The organism is Bradyrhizobium sp. STM 3809 (genome assembly GCF_000239795.1).
In the GTDB taxonomy this organism is placed as follows: Bacteria; Pseudomonadota; Alphaproteobacteria; order Rhizobiales; family Xanthobacteraceae; genus Bradyrhizobium.
This window is the reverse complement of sequence record NZ_CAFJ01000058.1, coordinates 22,618-38,825: the sequence shown is the minus strand read 5'-3', so window position 1 is coordinate 38,825 and position 16,208 is coordinate 22,618. Positions and strand designations below refer to the sequence as shown.

13 protein-coding genes are annotated in these 16,208 nt (G+C 67.0%); 8 read left to right on the top strand and 5 right to left on the bottom strand.

Annotated features, from left to right (window positions below; all coding sequences use genetic code 11):
- The coding region (locus tag BRAS3809_RS37010; RefSeq protein ID WP_210161093.1) for a hypothetical protein at window positions 1–207 on the top strand (207 nt) is incomplete at its 5' end.
- 577 nt (window positions 208–784) lie between these two features.
- Here the strand turns inward: BRAS3809_RS37010 and BRAS3809_RS02740 are convergent.
- Together BRAS3809_RS02740 and BRAS3809_RS02735 are read right to left on the bottom strand one after the other, a co-directional pair.
- Window positions 785–2,824, bottom strand: a complete 2,040-nt coding sequence (locus BRAS3809_RS02740; RefSeq protein WP_008960573.1) for a YgiQ family radical SAM protein — start codon at window positions 2,822–2,824, stop codon at window positions 785–787.
- A gap of 129 nt (window positions 2,825–2,953) precedes the next feature.
- A complete protein-coding gene (locus tag BRAS3809_RS02735) occupies window positions 2,954–3,652 on the bottom strand; it encodes a hypothetical protein (RefSeq protein ID WP_008960572.1) in 699 nt (232 codons plus the stop codon).
- Window positions 3,653–3,759: 107 nt separating this feature from the next.
- Here BRAS3809_RS02735 and BRAS3809_RS02730 point away from each other — a divergent pair, with 107 nt between their 5' ends.
- The 7 genes from BRAS3809_RS02730 to BRAS3809_RS02695 all read left to right on the top strand — a co-directional run bounded on the left by BRAS3809_RS02730 (window position 3,760) and on the right by BRAS3809_RS02695 (window position 13,225).
- A complete protein-coding gene (locus BRAS3809_RS02730; RefSeq protein WP_008960571.1) occupies window positions 3,760–4,449 on the top strand; it encodes an HAD family hydrolase in 690 nt (229 codons plus the stop codon).
- Window positions 4,450–4,627: 178 nt separating this feature from the next.
- The gene (locus BRAS3809_RS02725) at window positions 4,628–6,607 is read left to right on the top strand and encodes an SPFH domain-containing protein (RefSeq protein ID WP_008960570.1); all 1,980 of its coding nucleotides are present in this window, start codon (window positions 4,628–4,630) and stop codon (window positions 6,605–6,607) included.
- A gap of 737 nt (window positions 6,608–7,344) precedes the next feature.
- Entirely contained in the window at window positions 7,345–8,175 is an 831-nt protein-coding gene (locus BRAS3809_RS02715) for a dienelactone hydrolase family protein (RefSeq protein WP_008960568.1), read from the top strand.
- Between the two features lie 36 nt (window positions 8,176–8,211).
- The gene (locus tag BRAS3809_RS02710) at window positions 8,212–9,042 is read left to right on the top strand and encodes a type 1 glutamine amidotransferase (protein ID WP_008960567.1); all 831 of its coding nucleotides are present in this window, start codon (window positions 8,212–8,214) and stop codon (window positions 9,040–9,042) included.
- Window positions 9,043–9,351: 309 nt separating this feature from the next.
- Complete coding sequence (locus BRAS3809_RS02705) at window positions 9,352–10,179, top strand: class II glutamine amidotransferase (RefSeq protein ID WP_008960566.1); 828 nt, start codon at window positions 9,352–9,354, stop codon at window positions 10,177–10,179.
- A gap of 24 nt (window positions 10,180–10,203) precedes the next feature.
- Window positions 10,204–11,973, top strand: coding sequence for an N-acetylglutaminylglutamine amidotransferase (locus BRAS3809_RS02700; protein WP_035655113.1), 1,770 nt, complete (start codon window positions 10,204–10,206; stop codon window positions 11,971–11,973).
- Between the two features lie 19 nt (window positions 11,974–11,992).
- Window positions 11,993–13,225 (top strand): carboxylate-amine ligase, encoded by a 1,233-nt coding sequence (locus tag BRAS3809_RS02695; protein ID WP_008960564.1) that lies wholly within the window; start codon window positions 11,993–11,995, stop codon window positions 13,223–13,225.
- Window positions 13,226–13,232: 7 nt separating this feature from the next.
- On the opposite strand, the gene BRAS3809_RS02690 is transcribed toward BRAS3809_RS02695, so the two are convergent.
- From BRAS3809_RS02690 to BRAS3809_RS02680, 3 genes are all read right to left on the bottom strand, one after another.
- On the bottom strand, window positions 13,233–14,435 hold the full coding sequence (locus BRAS3809_RS02690; RefSeq protein WP_008960563.1) for an amidohydrolase family protein: 1,203 nt from the start codon (window positions 14,433–14,435) through the stop codon (window positions 13,233–13,235).
- Between the two features lie 94 nt (window positions 14,436–14,529).
- Window positions 14,530–15,162 carry an alpha/beta hydrolase gene (locus BRAS3809_RS02685; protein WP_008960562.1) on the bottom strand — a complete coding sequence of 211 codons (633 nt, stop codon included), beginning with the start codon at window positions 15,160–15,162 and terminating at the stop codon, window positions 14,530–14,532.
- Window positions 15,159–16,097, bottom strand: a complete 939-nt coding sequence (locus tag BRAS3809_RS02680; RefSeq protein ID WP_008960561.1) for a ring-cleaving dioxygenase — start codon at window positions 16,095–16,097, stop codon at window positions 15,159–15,161. The genes BRAS3809_RS02685 and BRAS3809_RS02680 overlap by 4 nt, the downstream gene beginning before the upstream one ends.
- Window positions 16,098–16,208 lie beyond the last annotated feature (111 nt).

The following is a 16,208-nucleotide window of genomic DNA, read 5'->3' as shown; positions in this document are numbered from 1 at the left end:
CCTTCCCCGCGCCCTCTCATCGTCGAGGGCGCCGTCGACAGCATGACCCGGGCGCAGCAGCGCCGCGGGGCTGCGGGCGGCTGTTTGGAAGAATCGGACAGCGAATGGAAGCGGGCGCGCGTGTGCGTGGTGCTCGTCGTGCTTGTGAGTTGGAACGGCGTCACAACAAACTCAGTGTCGTCCCGGCCTTTGAGCCGGGACCCATAACCACCGGCGGATGTGTGAGGCACGCAAGTGGCTAAGCGTATGCTCAACACGCCGTCCTGTGGTTATGGGTCCCGGATCTCCGCGCGCTGCGCGCGCTCGTCCGGGATGACGGTGGAGGGTGAGGCGGGATGGCTGCCCACGACGGCGGAGAATGGGCGGGATGGCCTTGCTACCAACTCGGTGTCGTCCCTGCGAACGCACGGACCCATAACCACAGGCGGGTTTGTGAGGCACGCAAGGAACTCCGGATGTGCCACGCCCATCCCCCTGTGGTTATGGGTCCCGGCTCAAGGCCGGGACGACAGTGGTGGGTGGGGTGAGATGGTGCCTGCAACGACGTGGATTATAGAGCCATCGTCCCGCGACAAACTCATCGTCATCGCCCGGCTTGACCGGGCGATCCAGTATTCCAGAGGCGGTGGAGATAGAGCCGAGGCGCTACGGCGTACTGGATCACCCGCCTTCGCGGGTGATGACGACGGAATGTGGGGCACGAGATTCCAACTCAAGCGCTCACGACATTCCAACTCACACGCAAAGGGGCGGTGTGATGTTCGGCTCACGCCTTGCTAGTTCGCTACTTCCTGATCTTCACGCCCTTGGTTGTGAACTTCTGCGGGCGCGGCTCCGGCCGCACCGGACGCCGCGTGGCCGCAGCCTTGCCCGTTCCCGGCGGCTGATGCGCGGGCACCAGCTGGTCCGGGCGCGAGCCGATCAGGTCGGCGCGGCCCATCGCGCGGAGCGCGTCGCGCAGGACGGGCCAATTGTCGGGGTCGTGATAGCGCAGGAAGGCCTTGTGCAGGCGGCGCTGCTTCAGGCCCTTGATCGCCTCGACCTTGTCGCTGGCGCCGTGGCGGACGCCGCGCAACGGATTGACGCCGGTGTGATACATCGCGGTCGCCGTGGCCATCGGCGACGGCAGGAAGGTCTGGACCTGGTCGGCACGGTAGCGGTTCTTCTTCAGCCACAGCGCGAGGTTCATCATGTCCTCGTCGCTGGTGCCCGGATGCGCCGCGATGAAATACGGGATCAGATAGTACTTCTTGCCCGCCTGCTCGGCGGCCGCGTCGAACATCTGCTTGAAGCGGTGATAGGTGCCGATGCCCGGCTTCATCATCTTGTCGAGCGGGCCGCGCTCGGTATGCTCCGGCGCGATCTTCAGATAGCCGCCGACGTGATGGGTCACCAGCTCCTTGATATAGGCCGGGCTCTCGACCGCGAGGTCGTAGCGCACGCCGGAGGCGACCATCACGCGCTTGACGCCCTTGACCTCACGCACCTTGCGATACAGCCGGATGAGGTCGTCATGCGAGGTGTTGAGGTTGGGGCAGATCTCGGGGAAGACGCAGCTTGGCCTGCGGCACGCGGCCTCGACCTTCGGATCCTTGCAGGCCATCCGGTACATGTTGGCGGTCGGGCCGCCGATGTCGGAGATCACGCCGGTGAAGCCCGGCGTCTTGTCGCGGATGCGCTCGATCTCCTGCAGGATCGAGCCTTCCGAGCGGCTCTGGATGATGCGGCCCTCATGCTCGGTGATCGAGCAGAAGGTGCAGCCGCCGAAGCAGCCGCGCATGATCGTGACCGAGAACTTGATCATGTCCCAGGCCGGGATCTTGGCATCGCCATAGGACGGATGCGGCGCGCGGGCGTAGGGCAGGTCGTAGACGCTGTCCATCTCCGCCATGGTCAGCGGGATCGGCGGCGGGTTGAGCCAGAGGTCGCGGTCGCCGTGGCGCTGCACGAGGGGGCGCGCATTGCCGGGATTGCTCTCGCGGTGGAGCACGCGCGACGCCCGCGCATAGGCTTCCTTGTCGGCCTCGACCTGCTCGCAGGACGGCAGCCGGATGACGACGTCGCCCTTTTCGCGCGCAGCACCTTCGTCGGCGGAATCGAGATCGTCGGCGTGCAGCTCGACGTAGCCCTCGGGGACCTTCCGGAACAGCGCGGTGCCGCGCACCGACTGGATATCCCTGGGCGCTTCGCCGCCGGCGATACGGTGGGCGACCTCGATCACGGCGCGCTCGGCATTGCCGTAGATCAGGATGTCGGCCTTGGCGTCGGCGAGCACCGAGCGGCGCACCTTGTCGGACCAGTAGTCGTAATGCGCGATGCGGCGCAGCGACGCCTCGATGCCGCCGAGCACGACCGGCACGTCCTTGAACGCCTCGCGGCAGCGCTGCGCATAGACCAGCGTGCAGCGGTCCGGCCGCCTGCCGCCTTCGCCGTTCGGTGTGTAGGCGTCGTCGCTGCGGATGCGGCGGTCGGCGGTGTAGCGGTTGACCATGGAGTCCATGTTGCCGCCGGTGACGCCGAAGAACACGCGCGGGCGACCCAGCGCCTTGAAAGGCTCGGCCGAGTGCCAGTCGGGCTGCGAGATGATGCCGACGCGAAAGCCCTGGGCCTCGAGCAGCCGGCCGATGATCGCCATGCCGAACGAGGGATGGTCGACATAGGCGTCGCCGGTGACCAGCACGATGTCGCAGACGTCCCAGCCGAGCGCGTCCATCTCCTTCCGGCTCATCGGCAGGAACGGCGCGGGCTTGAGGTCGGCGCGATGGCGCGGCCAGGAACTCAAGGAGGGAGCGCTCAGAGGCGGGGTGGTGAGGGCGATGGTCATCGCCCAGGCATAGAGAAACGGGGCTGTCAGTTCAACCGAGTGGCCTGTCGCAGCCTGCGGCGGATGATCAAATTGTCCGGAATGGTTCCCGTGGGGTATCGCGGGACGGTCGTACCGGTCGCTCGACTGTCAGTTGAGCTCGTGGTTCGCCGCGGTGCGCCGCTTCAGCCAGCCATGGCCGAAGAACGCCAGCAGCGCCGCGGCGGCGATCATGATCCAGATCGAGGGCATCCTGGAGCGCGGGCTGCCGGAGGCGTCGCCGACAGTGCGCGAATCCTGGGCGAGGCCGGTATCGGAGATCGGCACCAGCCGCATGTCGGCGCCGTCGGTGCTGCCGCGCAGGCCGGCCACCGCCGGCTGCGGGTCGGTCGAGAGCATGCGGCCCATCTGCGCGCCGGCATAGGCGGCGGAGCCGTCGTCGGTCTGGGTCTGGGGGGCATCCATCGCCGGTTGCGCGGCGCGGGTGCCCGACGGCACCTGGGCGAAGGAGTTGAGATTGGCCGGCCGGTGCGGCTTCGGCGGATGCTGCGTCATCCGCGGCTCGGTTCGCTCCGCCTTGTCGTTCTTCTGCGGCGTGGCCGTCTGCGGTACGGCGACGCGCATTTGCGGCCGGGCGTAGCTCGGCTGGGTGATCGCCAGCATGCGGTTGGACCAGGCCATGTAGGCCTTGCACATCGCGTTGCAGTACTGGCCATTGACCATGTCCGCGCTGGCCTGACCGGCCTGCGCCGCGCCGGGAAGCGCGAGGATCATCGTCGAGAGCAGCGCCGCGGCGCCGAGCGTCTTGATCGAACTGAACTGGGACATCGCTTGCAAATGGCCGATCATCGCAATTTCCCCCGTCGCGGTTTCACGCCGTTTCGGAGATAACGACAGCCGTGATGGTCGAGAGTTGGATCAGATCGCGTCAACATCCGGATGAGTTTGAGGTCAATTTGCTGATGCGAGGCGTTTTCAAACAGCGGCAGGCGCTGCTGTTCGACATCGATGGCACCCTGGCCGATACGGATGCGTTGCATCTGGAGGCGTTCAACGCGGTGTTCGGCCCCTATGGCCACCGCTTCGACCGGGCGCGGGCGGCACGCGAACTGCTCGGGCGCTCGAATGCGTCGATCGCTGCCGAATTTTTGCCCGACGAGCTCCCGGAGCGGCGCACCGCAATCATGGCCCGGAAAGAGGAGGTGTTTCGCAGCCTCGCCGCCGGCAGGGTGGAGCCGCTGCCCGGCCTGATGGCGCTGCTCGATCAGGCGGACGCCGCGGCGATCCCCATCGTGGCGGTGACCAACGCGCCGCGCGCCAATGCCGAGCTGATCCTCGCGGAGCTCGGCATCGCAAGCCGGTTTCGTGCCGTCATCATCGGCGACGAGCTGCCGCACGGCAAGCCGCACCCTCTGCCCTATCTGGAAGGGCTGCGCGCGGTGGATGCCGCGCCGGACCGTGCCGTCGCCTTCGAGGATTCGCGCGCGGGGATCACGGCTGCCACCGCGGCGGGCATCGTCACCGTGGGCATGCGCACCAATCTCGGCCATGACGACCTGATCGCGGCGGGGGCGGCGCTGTCCGCCACCGCGTTCGACGAGCCCGAAGTGCTGGCGTTGCTGCGGAGGCGCCTGGGAGGCGATTGAGTCGCCGGATGGCAAGGCAGGTTCAAACCGGGGAGGCGAAATATTTCGGCGACGGTGGTCTTTGAAAAATCCGCAGGAGGTCTAGTTTCTCGGCCGCCGACATCGATCGGCATGATCGCGCGCGGTGACAGCGCGGTGGCAACAGCCGCCCCGGCCATGCGCGACTTGGAGACCCCTCATGGACATCACCACTCTGGTCCAGCCGGCCCTCGCGGCCGGGGCGATCATTGCGTTGCTTGCACTGCTGAAGCTTTCCAACGTCATCCGCTACATCCCCAACAACCAGGTCGGCATCGTCGAGAAATTGTGGAGCCTCCGCGGCTCCGTCGCCGACGGCTTCATCGCGCTGAACGGCGAGGCCGGCTTCGAGCCCGAAGTGCTGCGCGGCGGCCTGCACCTGTTCTTTCCCTTCATGTACCGCATCCACACGTCGGACCTGGTGACCGTCGGCCAGGGCAAGATCGCCTATGTCTTTGCCCGCGACGGCGCGCCGCTCGGCGCCTCGCAGGTGCTGGGCGCCAACGACAGCGCCGACAACAGCGACTTCCAGGATGCGCGCCGCTTCCTTTTGGCCGGCGGCCAGAAGGGCCCGCAGCGCAAGATCCTGCGCGAGGGCACCTATGCGATCAACACCACGCAGTTCGCGATCATCACCGACGAGCGCGTCTATGGCCATGCGCTGAGCGACCAGGAGCGCGTCGTGCTCGACGCCATGCAGCTGACCATCGCCGAGCGCTGGGGCTTCACCCCCGTGATCCTGGCGGCCGATCATGACCTGGTCGGCATCGTCACCGTGCATGACGGCCCGTCGCTGCCTCCGGGCGAGATCATCGCGCCGGAGGTCGGCACCGAGCTGCACGACGCCGCGACCTTCCACAACAACTTCCAGGAGCCCGAGAAATTCCTCGCCGCCGGCGGCCATCGCGGCCGTCAGCTGCAGGTCATCGTCGAGGGCACCTGGTACATCAACCGCCTGTTCGCCACCGTCGAGAACGTGCCGAAGACGATCATCCCCGTGGGCAATGTCGGCGTCGTCATCTTCTACACGGGGCCGCGCATGGCCGACGTCTCCGGCGAAACCTATCGCCATGGCGAGCTCGTCAGTAATGGCGGCCGCGGCGTCTGGAAGGATCCGCTGCTGCCCGGCAAATACGCGTTCAACACCTATGCCGGCAAGATCGAGATCATCCCGACCGTCAACTTCATCCTCAAATGGGTGCGCGGCGAGGTCGGCGCGATGAAGCTCGACGAGAACCTGTCGGAGATCTCGCTGATCACCAAGGACGCGTTCGAACCGACCCTGCCGCTCTCGGTGGTGATGCACATCGACTACAAGAAGGCGCCGATGATCATCCAGCGCTTCGGCGACGTGAAGAAGCTCGTCGAGCAGACGCTCGACCCGATGGTCTCGGCGTTCTTCAAGAACGTCGCGCAGAAGATGACCCTGATCGAGCTGTTGCAGAACCGCGCCGCCATCCAGGAGGAATCCGCGGCCGAGATGAAGGTGAAGTTCGAGGGCTATTCGCTCGAGCTGCAGGAGGTCTTGATCGGCACGCCGCGCGCCGCGCCGGGCGACCAGACCATCGAGAACATCCTGATCCAGCTGCGCATGCGCCAGGTCGCGCGCGAGCAGGTCGAGACCTTCCAAGAGCAGGAGAAGGCCGCGATCCAGGAGCGTACGCTCAACGAGGCCAAGGCGACGGCGGCGGCGCAGGCGGCGCTGACGCAGTCGCTGATCCAGATCCGCGTCAACGAGAACGAAGGCGCGGCCGCGCTCGCCCGCGCGCAGAAGGATGCCGAGACCCGCAAGGTGACGGCGGCCGCCGTCGGCGAGCAGTCGCGGCTCGAGGGCCAGGGCGAGGCCGATCGCGCGCTCGCGGTCGGTGCGGCGAACGCGCAGGCGACCAAGCTCGCCGTTGATGCCTATGGCGGGCCGGAGTTCAGGCTGGCCGAGCAGAACTTCGCCAAGTTCGCCGAGGCGCTGACCCGGATCAACCAGCCGCTGGTGCCGCAATTCCTGATGTCCGGCGGCCCGGGGCAAGAAAGCGGCAACTCCGGCCTGATCCCGACGGCGATGCTGAGCTCGATGTTCGGCCGCATGATGCCGGAGGCGCTGGAGCAGCTGAAGCGCGAAGCCCCGCGCAGCGCGCGTCAGTAGGAGGAACAGTATGGGGCGGCGAGCTGACATTATGCTGACATCCGCCAACAGCTCGCCGTCACCGCCCCTGCGCGATGGTCGCGGCTTATGCGGCCGATGCGTCGGCTGTCGAGATACGAAGGTGAGACGCATGCGCAAGATGTTGATTGCGACCGGCCCCTCGGAGCAGCCGCTTCGCGTGATGCTGCCGACCGACGAGACCGCCTCGGCGAACGATCAGCGCGGACGCCGCGCGCGAGCGCCGGGCCGCGATCGGCCGCTACGGCCGTCGCGTGCCGTAGGAGCGATCCTGAGAGGACTCAAGGCCACCCTGCTGGTCCTGATGCCGCGGGACGTTCCCAATCCCGCGGGCGCGGCCTGCGAGGAGCTTCCGCCGTCGCCCTCGGCTCCGCCGCGGCTGCATCTCGTCCGCGACTGCGGCCGAGCGCTCGATGCGGCAGATGCGGCGCCGCGCCTGCCGAGGCCCCTTGCATGCGAGGCCACGACCCCGCGTCATCATTTGTTTTATCCGCGAGGTCGGCATCGACGTCCATGACCAGTCACGCGAGCACAGGCGCCGTGCATCGATCAGGGTCGATTTTAGTCCTGCCCATCGCGCGCGTGTTTTCGACACGAGGCGCAAGCGCATGGAAGGCCTGCGGATGGCGCGCCGTCGCCCGCTTGTGCCGATCTCGATGTCATGAGATGAAACCTGCAGGCGCCCTGCGCTCGTCTCTGGCAAGAGGTTGATGTCGGCAATGGTGTTGTTGCGCTGTGTATTGGCTGGCTTGGCGCTGCTGTCCGTCACGGCGGCTGTCGCGGCCGACAAGCCCGGCGAGACCAAAGGCTCGGTGCTGGAGCCGTCAACCGACAATCTCGCGCTGACCTGGGCGAAGGCCAATCTCGTGCTGCCGGCGGCGCTCATGGGCGGGCGGCGCTGGGAGGGACATGCGGAGGATGCGCCCGACGTGATCGGGATCGCGCCGCTCGTGGTGGTGATGCACGGCTCGAGCGGGGTGGCTCCGGCGGTGAAGGAGTTTCAGTCCTGGCTGGCCGACGAGCTCGGCGTCGCCTCGGTCGCGCCCGACAGCCTCGCGATCCCGGACCGGCTCACCTATACCTCGCCGGTCGATGTCGCCACCTACGAGCGTGTCCATGACCTGCGGCTCGCCGAGCTGGAGAACGCGCTGAAGGCGTCGCGCGACTGGAGCTGGGTCGATCGGCAGCGCCTCGTGCTCGCGGGCACCAGCGAGGGCTCGGTGGCGGTCGGTCGCTACGCCGGCCGGGATGTCGCTGCGCGCCTGATCTATTCCTGGTCCTGCGAGGACAATTACTTCGTCACCGCGCCGCGGCTCGGCATCGGTCCCAAGGAGCCGGTGCTGAACGCGATCTCGGCGCGCGATCCGTATTTCTCGGCGGCCAATCTCTGGAACAAGGACCGCGCCGTGACCGGCTCCTGCGCCGCAGCCTTGAAGGATGATCCGAAAGCGGAGGTGATGCTGGTCGATGCCGACGTGCACACGATCCTCAACCGTCCCGACGTTCGGGAGCGCAGCGCGCAGTTCCTGCGCGGCGTTCTCACGCCCTGAGACGGCGATGCCGGTGATCATTCGGAGAATGGCGACGTGTTGAAGCTGCTCGTGCTCGAAGGCAACTCGCTCGATGGTCGCCGCCGCTGGGCGGAGGTCGCCGGGCATACGCCGTCGGAAAGCTATGCCGAGGTGCTGCGCGCGCTCGCGCCCGGCGCGGTGGTGGACATCGCGACGCCGGCCGACGCCGATGCGCGGCTGCCGCAGCCGATCCAGGCCTACCAGGGCATCGTCATCACCGGGTCCGCGCTCAACATCTATCAGCGCGAGCCGGAAGCGCTGCGCCAGATCGAGCTGGTGCGCACGATCTTCACCGAGGGCGTGCCGATGTTCGGCTCCTGCTGGGGGCTGCAGCTGGCGACGGTGGCGGCCGGCGGAGAGGTCTCGCTCAATCCGGCCGGACGCGAGGTCGCGTTCGCGCGCAAGATCGCGCTGACCGAGGCGGGGCGCGGTCATCCGCTGCATGCCGGGCGCGGCGAGGTGTTCGATGCGCCCGCGATCCACAGCGACATCGTGACCAGGCTGCCCCCGGATGCGACGGTCACCGCCCGCAACGCGATGAGCGAGGTGCAGGCCGCCGAGATCCGCAACGGACGCGGTCGCTTCTGGGGCGTGCAGTATCACCCGGAGTTCAGCCTGCAGGATCTCGCCTGGGTCGTCAGGCGCATCGGTCAGCCGCTGGTCGATGAGGGGTTCTTTGCCGATCCGGCCGAGCTCGAGCGCTACGCGGCGGATCTCGCCTCGCTGCACCATGACCGCGCCCGGCGCGATCTGCTCTGGCGCCTCGGGCTCGACCAGGACATCGCCGATGACCGGCTGCGCCAGGCCGAGATCAGCAACTGGATCGCTTCGCTCGATCGCGGCTGAGGGAACCCGACATTTGTCGGCACGTTTGATGTGTCTCGAAACCCGGCAGGAGACGTCCCCTTCGCGCACGCCAATGCCGCTTCAATGTCATGACGGCGCCTCAGGCTGCGTGCTCGAGGAGTTCATGGCCTGCACAGCCCGCGATCTATCTGATCGAAGTGCACAGTCGTGGCTGCAATCGGCCGTTCGCGGAGCCGCTCCGCCCGGAGCGTAAGTTCCTGGAAACGATACGCGCGACGTCGGTGTTGGTCCATCTCGCCGGGCCGGTCGCGTCGGCGGCAAACGTCTTCATTGCAGAGGAGCGCCATGATGTGCCGCTGGATCGCCTATCGCGGAGAAACGACTGCGTTCGAGCATTACGTCACCGAGCCCGAGCATTCGCTGGTGACGCAGAGCATCCGCGCGCTCGAATCGACTGCGGGCACCAATGGCGACGGCTTCGGTCTCGGCTGGTATGGCGACCATCCGGAACCGGGCCTGTATCGCGAGACGCGGCCGGCGTGGTCGGACGAGAATCTGCGTTATCTCTGCCGGCATCTGCGCTCGCATCTGTTCTTCGCCCACGTCCGGGCTGCGACGGGCACGGCCGTGACGCGGCAGAACTGCCATCCGTTTGCCTGCGGCCGCTGGCTGTTCATGCATAACGGCTTCGTCGGCAGCTGGAACAGGCTGCGGCGCAAGGTCGAGGCGATGATTCCCGATACGTTGTATCCATCGCGGCTCGGTACGACCGATTCCGAGGCCGTGTTTCTCGCGATCGTCGGGGCGGGCATCGACCAGGATCCGATCGCCGCAACGTCCAAGGTGCTGCGAAGCCTGCATCGGCTCGTCAACGAGGATGGTCTGCGCGAGCATCTGCGCTTCACGTCCGCGCTGTCGAACGGCCACGATCTCTACGCGTTCCGCTTCGCCGCCAACGATCGCGCCAACTCGCTCTACTACCGCGAGGACGGCGACCAGGTGATCGCCGTGTCGGAGCCCTACGACAAGGAGCCGGACTGGATCGAAGTTCCGCCGGATCACGTGCTGGTCGCGCGTGCGTCCAGGCGTGCCGAAATTGTTCCGCTCTTTGTCGCAGGCGCCATCGAGCTCGAGGCGGAACGCAAGCGATCACAGAGGGTTGTCGGAGGCATGTAGAACAACGGAGTTGGATGTTCCGCGATGTGCGGCATTTGTGGTGAAATCAGGCATTCCGGCCAGCCGGACCTTGCGGGGCTCGGCCGGGTCAACGACGCAATGCAGGCGCGCGGGCCCGACGCGGCAGGACTCTATGTCCAGGGCTGCATCGCACTCGGCCACCGGCGTCTGAGCATCCTCGATCTCTCCTCCGCCGCGCAGCAGCCGATGATCGACGCGGCGCTCGGGCTCGGCATCGCGTTCAACGGCTGCATCTATAATTTTCGCGAGCTCCGCGCCGAGCTGCAGGCGAAGGGTTATCGCTTCTTCTCCGATGGCGACACCGAAGTGATCCTCAAGGCTTATCACGCCTGGGGCAAGACCTGCGTGCAGCGCTTCAAGGGCATGTTCGCCTTTGCGCTGTGGGAGCGCGACAGCGGGCGCGTCGTGATCGCGCGCGACCGGCTCGGCATCAAGCCGCTCTACTACACCGAGGGTCCAGGCTATTTCCGCTTCGCCTCGTCGTTGCCTGCGCTGCTTGCCGGCGGTGGCGTCGACACGTCGCTGGATCGCACGGCGCTGCACCACTTCTTCAGCTTTCACGCGGCCGTCCCGGCGCCGCGCACCATCCTCAGCGGCGTGAAGAAGCTCGAGCCCGCGACCCTGCTGACCATCGAGCCCGACGGCTCGCAGCATCACGAGCGCTATTGGCACTTCAATGTCGGCGCGCAGCGTCCGACCGACCGTGCCATGAGCCAGGAGGAATGGTCGGATGCCGTGCTTGAGGCGATGACGGCGGCGGTCGACCGGCGCCGGGTGGCCGATGTGCCGGTGGGCGTGCTGCTGTCCGGCGGTCTCGATTCGTCGCTGCTCGTGGCCCTGTTGTCGAAACTGGGCCATGACGACATCCGCACATTCTCGATCGGCTTCGATGCGGTGGGCGAGCACAGCGGCGACGAGTTCCGCTACTCCGACGTGATTGCAAGGACCTTCGGGACCAACCACGAGCAGATCAGGATCGGTGGTCATCGCGCGCTCGAGGCCTTGCCGCATGCGATCGCTGCCATGTCGGAGCCGATGGTCAGCCACGACGCGGTCGCGTTCCATCTGCTGTCGTCGGAGGTCGCCAAGCGCGTCAAGGTGGTGCAGAGCGGGCAGGGCGCCGACGAGGTGTTCGGCGGCTATAGCTGGTACCCCGGCTTTCTCTCCGCGAACGATCCGGTCGAGCAATATCAGAACGCGTATTTCGACTGGAAACACTCGGATCTGCAACGGCTGCTTGCCCCGGATTATCTCGGCGACGATGCGAGCCTCGCGCTCGTCGAGCGCTTCTTCGCCGATCACGGCGGCGCGGCGGTCGACAAAGTGCTGCAGATCGACACCGAGATCATGATGGTCGACGATCCTGTGAAGCGGGTCGACAACATGACGATGGCGTTCGGGCTTGAAGCCCGCGTGCCATTTCTCGATCACGACGTCGTCGAACTCGCCGCGCGGTTGCCGGCCGAGTTGAAGGTCAAGAACGGTGGCAAGTATATCCTGAAGGAGGCGGCGCGGCGCTGCGTGCCGGCCGAGGTGATCGATCGTCCCAAGGGATACTTCCCTGTGCCGGCGCTGCGCTATCTGCGCGGACCGTTTCTCGACTATGTGCGCGACGTGCTGAGTGCCGACAAGGCGCGCATGCGCGGTCTCTATCGGCGCGAGTTCATCGACCACATGCTGCAGCACCCGGAAGCCGAGATGAGCCCCAAGGGGCACTCGCGGCTGTGGCAGGCGGCCTTGCTCGAAGCCTGGTTGCAGACTCACGGCATTTGATTTTGAACGGATCGATCACATGGGATTGGACCCCAGAATACTCGAGCGGCTGAGACTTGGCCTGAGCGATGACGAGCGTCGCCTCGTGATCCGCTCCGCGACCGGCGGGGAAGAGGTGACGGAATATTCCTTTGGCATCGAGGAGGAGTACTTCCTCGTCGATGCCAGGACGCTGGACGTCGCCATCCAAACTCCGGATGACCTGTTCGAGGCGGCAAACTGGTCGACTGGCGGGCAGGCGATGCGCGAGATGCTGCAGGCCCAGCTCGAGGTAGCGACCAATGTTCATGTCGACGTGGGCGACGCGCGCGAGGAGCTGAAATTCCTGCGGCGTGAGGTGGCCAGCGTCGCCAGCCAGTATGGCCTGACGATTCTCGCCTGCTCGACGCATCCGACCGCAACATGGCGAAGCTCGCAGCCGACGCCGAAGCCGCGCTACGCCGAGATGATGGAGGATCTGCGCATCGTCGGCCAGCGCAACATGCTGTGCGGCATGCATGTGCATGTCCAGCTGCCGGATCCCGATCGCCGCTTTGCGGTGATGCGGGCGATGATCCCCTATATTCCCGTGTTCATTGCGCTGTCGGCGTCCTCGCCGTTCTGGAATTCGCGCGAGACCGGGCTGAAGGGCTACCGGCTCGCCGCCTATGACGAGCTGCCGCGCACGGGCCTGCCCGAGCTGTTCACGTCCAAGAAGCAGTATGACCGCTATGTCGCGGCGCTCACGAAGTCCGGCGTCATGCCCGACGAGAGCCATGTGTGGTGGGCGATGCGGCCGTCGCTGCGTCATCCGACGCTGGAATTGCGCGCGCCGGACGTCTGCACCGCCGTCGACGACGCGCTGGCGATTGCCTCGCTTTATCGCGCGCTGGCGCGCCATCTCTATCTCCATCCCGATCTCGCCGACGCCGTCGGCAATGTCGAGCGCGCGATCGCGGTCGAGAACAAATGGCGGGCGCAGCGCTACGGCACCGACTGCCTGTTGGTCAGCGAGGACGGACCCGTCACCGGGCAGGAGGTCCTGAACCGGATGATTGCCGACGTGGCGCCGCATGCCGAGGCGCTCGGCTGTCTGGCCGAGGTCGAGCGCTGCCGGACGATCATGCAGTTCGGCAGCTCCGCGGACTATCAGCTGCAGGCCTATCGCGAGTCCGGCGGCCAATTGTCGGCGGTCACGCGTTGGATTGCGGCGGCCACGGTGTCGCGCGCCGAGCCGCCGCGTCCGCAGGCGCCGGTCGAGCCGGCGCAATAGATCCAGTTCAGCTCGGCCTGACGATGTGGCCGTCGCGCGCGACGAGGCGGCCATCCCTGTAGACGGAGCGCCCCTTGGGAACGGCAACGACCGCTTCCGGGACGTGCGCCGCCTGCAGGGTGACGAAGTCGGCGCGTGCCCCGACCTGCAGGCCGTAGTCCGCGAGCCGCAACGCCTTGGCGCCGGCAGCCGTCACGAGATCGAAGGCGACACGCAGCTCGTCGTCGACATAGAAACCGGAGCGGTAGCCGACCATCATGGCGCGGTTCAACAGATCGCCGTCGCCATAGGGCCACCAGGAATCGCGGATGTTGTCGTTGCCGCTGAACACGGTGACGCCGGCTTCGCGCAGCAGCGCGACCGGCGGGAAGGGCCGCGCGCCCGGCGCATTGGTCATGATGGCGACGCCGGACGCCGCCAGCACGTCGGCGATCTTCTTCAGCGGCTCCGCCGGGAGGTCGCCGAGCCCGTAAGCGTGGCTGACCGCGACACGGCCCTGCATGCCGAGCGCGCGGGTGCGCGCCGCGATCTGCTCCAGCTCGAACAGGCCGAGCATGCCCCCGTCATGCAGATGGATGTCGACGTCGACGCCATGCTTGTGCGCGACACCGAACACGACATCGAGATGCTTCTCGACGTCGCGGTCGAAACTCGCCGGATCGAGCCCGCCGACCACGTTCGCACCGAGCCTGATGGCTTCGTCGAGCAGTTCCGGCGTGCCCGGGCTCTTGAGGATGCCGCTCTGCGGAAAGGCGACCAGCTGGATCTCGATCAGGTCGCGATACTCGTCGCGCACGCGCAGGATCGTCTCGAGCGATTTAAGGCCGACCGAGCCGTCGACCATCACGTGGCTGCGCATCCGCGTGGTGCCATGGCCGATGCAGAGATCGAGCTGGTTGCGCGCGCGCACGTCCATCGGCGCGGCTGCGGCCATGTTCTGCGCCTGGAATGTCACCCGCTCATGCACGTCGAAACCGTTGGTGCACGGCTTGTGCGGCTTCCAGGCATCGCCATAGAAGCTGGTGTCGAGATGGATGTGGCCTTCGACGAAACCGGGCACGACCAGCGCGCCGCCGAGATCGATGACCTCGCGGGCCTCGGGCCGCTCGGTGTCGGGCAGCAGGCCGCTGATGCGGCCCTTGTCGACCGTGATGGCCTGGCGCGCGCCGTGGTCGAGCCGCGCATTGATGAACAGCTTGTCGACGGCCATCGCGAGATCCTCCTGTCGCCGGCATCGGACCGCGAAAACGCGATCCGATGCATTGTCGATCAGGATCGATCCCAGCCGCAAGCGCATATGCGGGTCACGCTGCGATCGCCCGCGGCAGTCCGGCGATCCAGTCGCGCGCCAGCGCGATGTCGGCCGGCGAGAGCTGGTGTCCGGTCGGCAACGTCGTGTGGGTCACGTCCGCGCCGGCCTCGATCAGCTGGCTGCACAGCTTCGCCGAATTGCTCGCCGGCACGATCGGATCAGCCTTGCCAGACAGGATCAGAACCGGCTTGCGCGAGAGCCTGGCAGCCGGCGGCTGCGCGAGCGGCACCATGGCGCGGAACAGCACCGCGCCGGCCAGCGCGTCCGGCTGCAGCAGGAGCAGCGCGGCGGCGATGTTGGCGCCGTTGGAATAGCCGACCGCGACTGGTGCGGCGAGATGGTAGCGCTGCCGCGCCTCGTCGATGAAGGCGCCGAGCTCCAGCGCGCGCCGTCGGACGTCGTCCTCGTCGAACACGCCCTCCGCCAGGCGGCGGAAGAAGCGCGGCATGCCATGCTCCAGCACCTGCCCGCGCGGTGACAGCAGCGCCGCGCCGGGCGCCAGCGTGGCGCCGAGCGGCAGCAGGTCGTTCTCGTCGCCGCCGGTGCCGTGCAGGAGCAGCAGCGGCGCTGCTCCCGGCGCGCTTCCGGGCTGGAAGCGGTGGGTGAAGGACAATGTGCCGGTCACGATGCGGCCTCCTCGAGCTTGGGCAGCACGCCCTCGATCTGCTTGCGGTGCGATTCGAGGAAGGCGGGCAGCTTCAGGTTTCGTCCGAGCTCGGCCACCGGCTCGTCGACCGCGAAACCCGGAATGTCGGTCGCGATCTCGAACAGCACGCCGCCGGGCTCGCGGAAGTAGATCGAGCGGAAGTAGTTGCGGTCCTTCTGCTCGGTCGGATGCAGGCCGTGGCGATCGACCAGCTTCTGCGCCATCACGCCCTGCTCGGCATCGTCGGCCGCCCGGAACGCGATGTGGTGCACAGAGCCCGCGCCCTGCGCGCCGCGCAGAAAGCCCTTGGCCTCGTAGATGTCGACCACGCTGCCCTCGGCGTCGCCCGGCGCCCTGAAGCGAATCACCGAGCCTTCGCGGCCAGCTTCCGCAAAGCCGAACACGTCGGTCAGTACGGCGGCGGTTTTCTCGGCGGAGTCGAGCAGCAGGGTCACGCCGTGGAAGCCGCGGATCGCATGCTCGGCGGGGATGTCGCCGTTGCTGAAGCCGGGCTCGTTCTCGGCGCCGGGGACGCCGACCAGCGCCAGCGCCATCCCGTCGGGATCGGTGAACGGCAACACCGATTCGCCGAAGCGCTTCTCCAGCGCCTCATAAGCGATGCCCTTCTCGGTGAGGCGCTGCGTCCAGTAGCCGAGCGAGCGCTGCGGCACCCGGAACGCGGTCTGGTGCGTCTCGCCGACGCCGCGGCGGCCGGGACGCACGCCGGCCCAGGGGAAGAAGGTCAGGATGGTGCCGGGGCGGCCGGTCTCGTCGCCATAATAGAAGTGATAGGTGCCGGGATCGTCGAAATTGACCGTCTTCTTGACGAAGCGCAGGCCGAGATCGCGGGTGTAGAAGCCGAAATTGCGGATCGGGTCGCCGGCGATCGCGGTGACGTGGTGCAGTCCGGACATGTGGGTCTCCTGTCTGTCTGGGCCCGGCTCAGGGCCCTGGAATTCTTGGATGCAATATCGGACTGCTTTGATTTGGAGACAATCCGTGCTCTTGTGACGTCTCTGTCTACG

Bases quoted from the DNA above. Each gene is read 5' to 3' on its own strand.
- BRAS3809_RS02740 (WP_008960573.1), bottom strand. From the start codon at position 2,824: ATGACCATCGCCCTCACCACCCCGCCTCTGAGCGCTCCCTCCTTGAGT.
- BRAS3809_RS02735 (WP_008960572.1), bottom strand. From the start codon at position 3,652: ATGATCGGCCATTTGCAAGCGATGTCCCAGTTCAGTTCGATCAAGACG.
- BRAS3809_RS02725 (WP_008960570.1), top strand. From the start codon at position 4,628: ATGGACATCACCACTCTGGTCCAGCCGGCCCTCGCGGCCGGGGCGATC.
- BRAS3809_RS02715 (WP_008960568.1), top strand. From the start codon at position 7,345: ATGGTGTTGTTGCGCTGTGTATTGGCTGGCTTGGCGCTGCTGTCCGTC.
- BRAS3809_RS02705 (WP_008960566.1), top strand. From the start codon at position 9,352: ATGTGCCGCTGGATCGCCTATCGCGGAGAAACGACTGCGTTCGAGCAT.
- BRAS3809_RS02700 (WP_035655113.1), top strand. From the start codon at position 10,204: ATGTGCGGCATTTGTGGTGAAATCAGGCATTCCGGCCAGCCGGACCTT.
- BRAS3809_RS02695 (WP_008960564.1), top strand. From the start codon at position 11,993: ATGGGATTGGACCCCAGAATACTCGAGCGGCTGAGACTTGGCCTGAGC.
- BRAS3809_RS02690 (WP_008960563.1), bottom strand. From the start codon at position 14,435: ATGGCCGTCGACAAGCTGTTCATCAATGCGCGGCTCGACCACGGCGCG.
- BRAS3809_RS02680 (WP_008960561.1), bottom strand. From the start codon at position 16,097: ATGTCCGGACTGCACCACGTCACCGCGATCGCCGGCGACCCGATCCGC.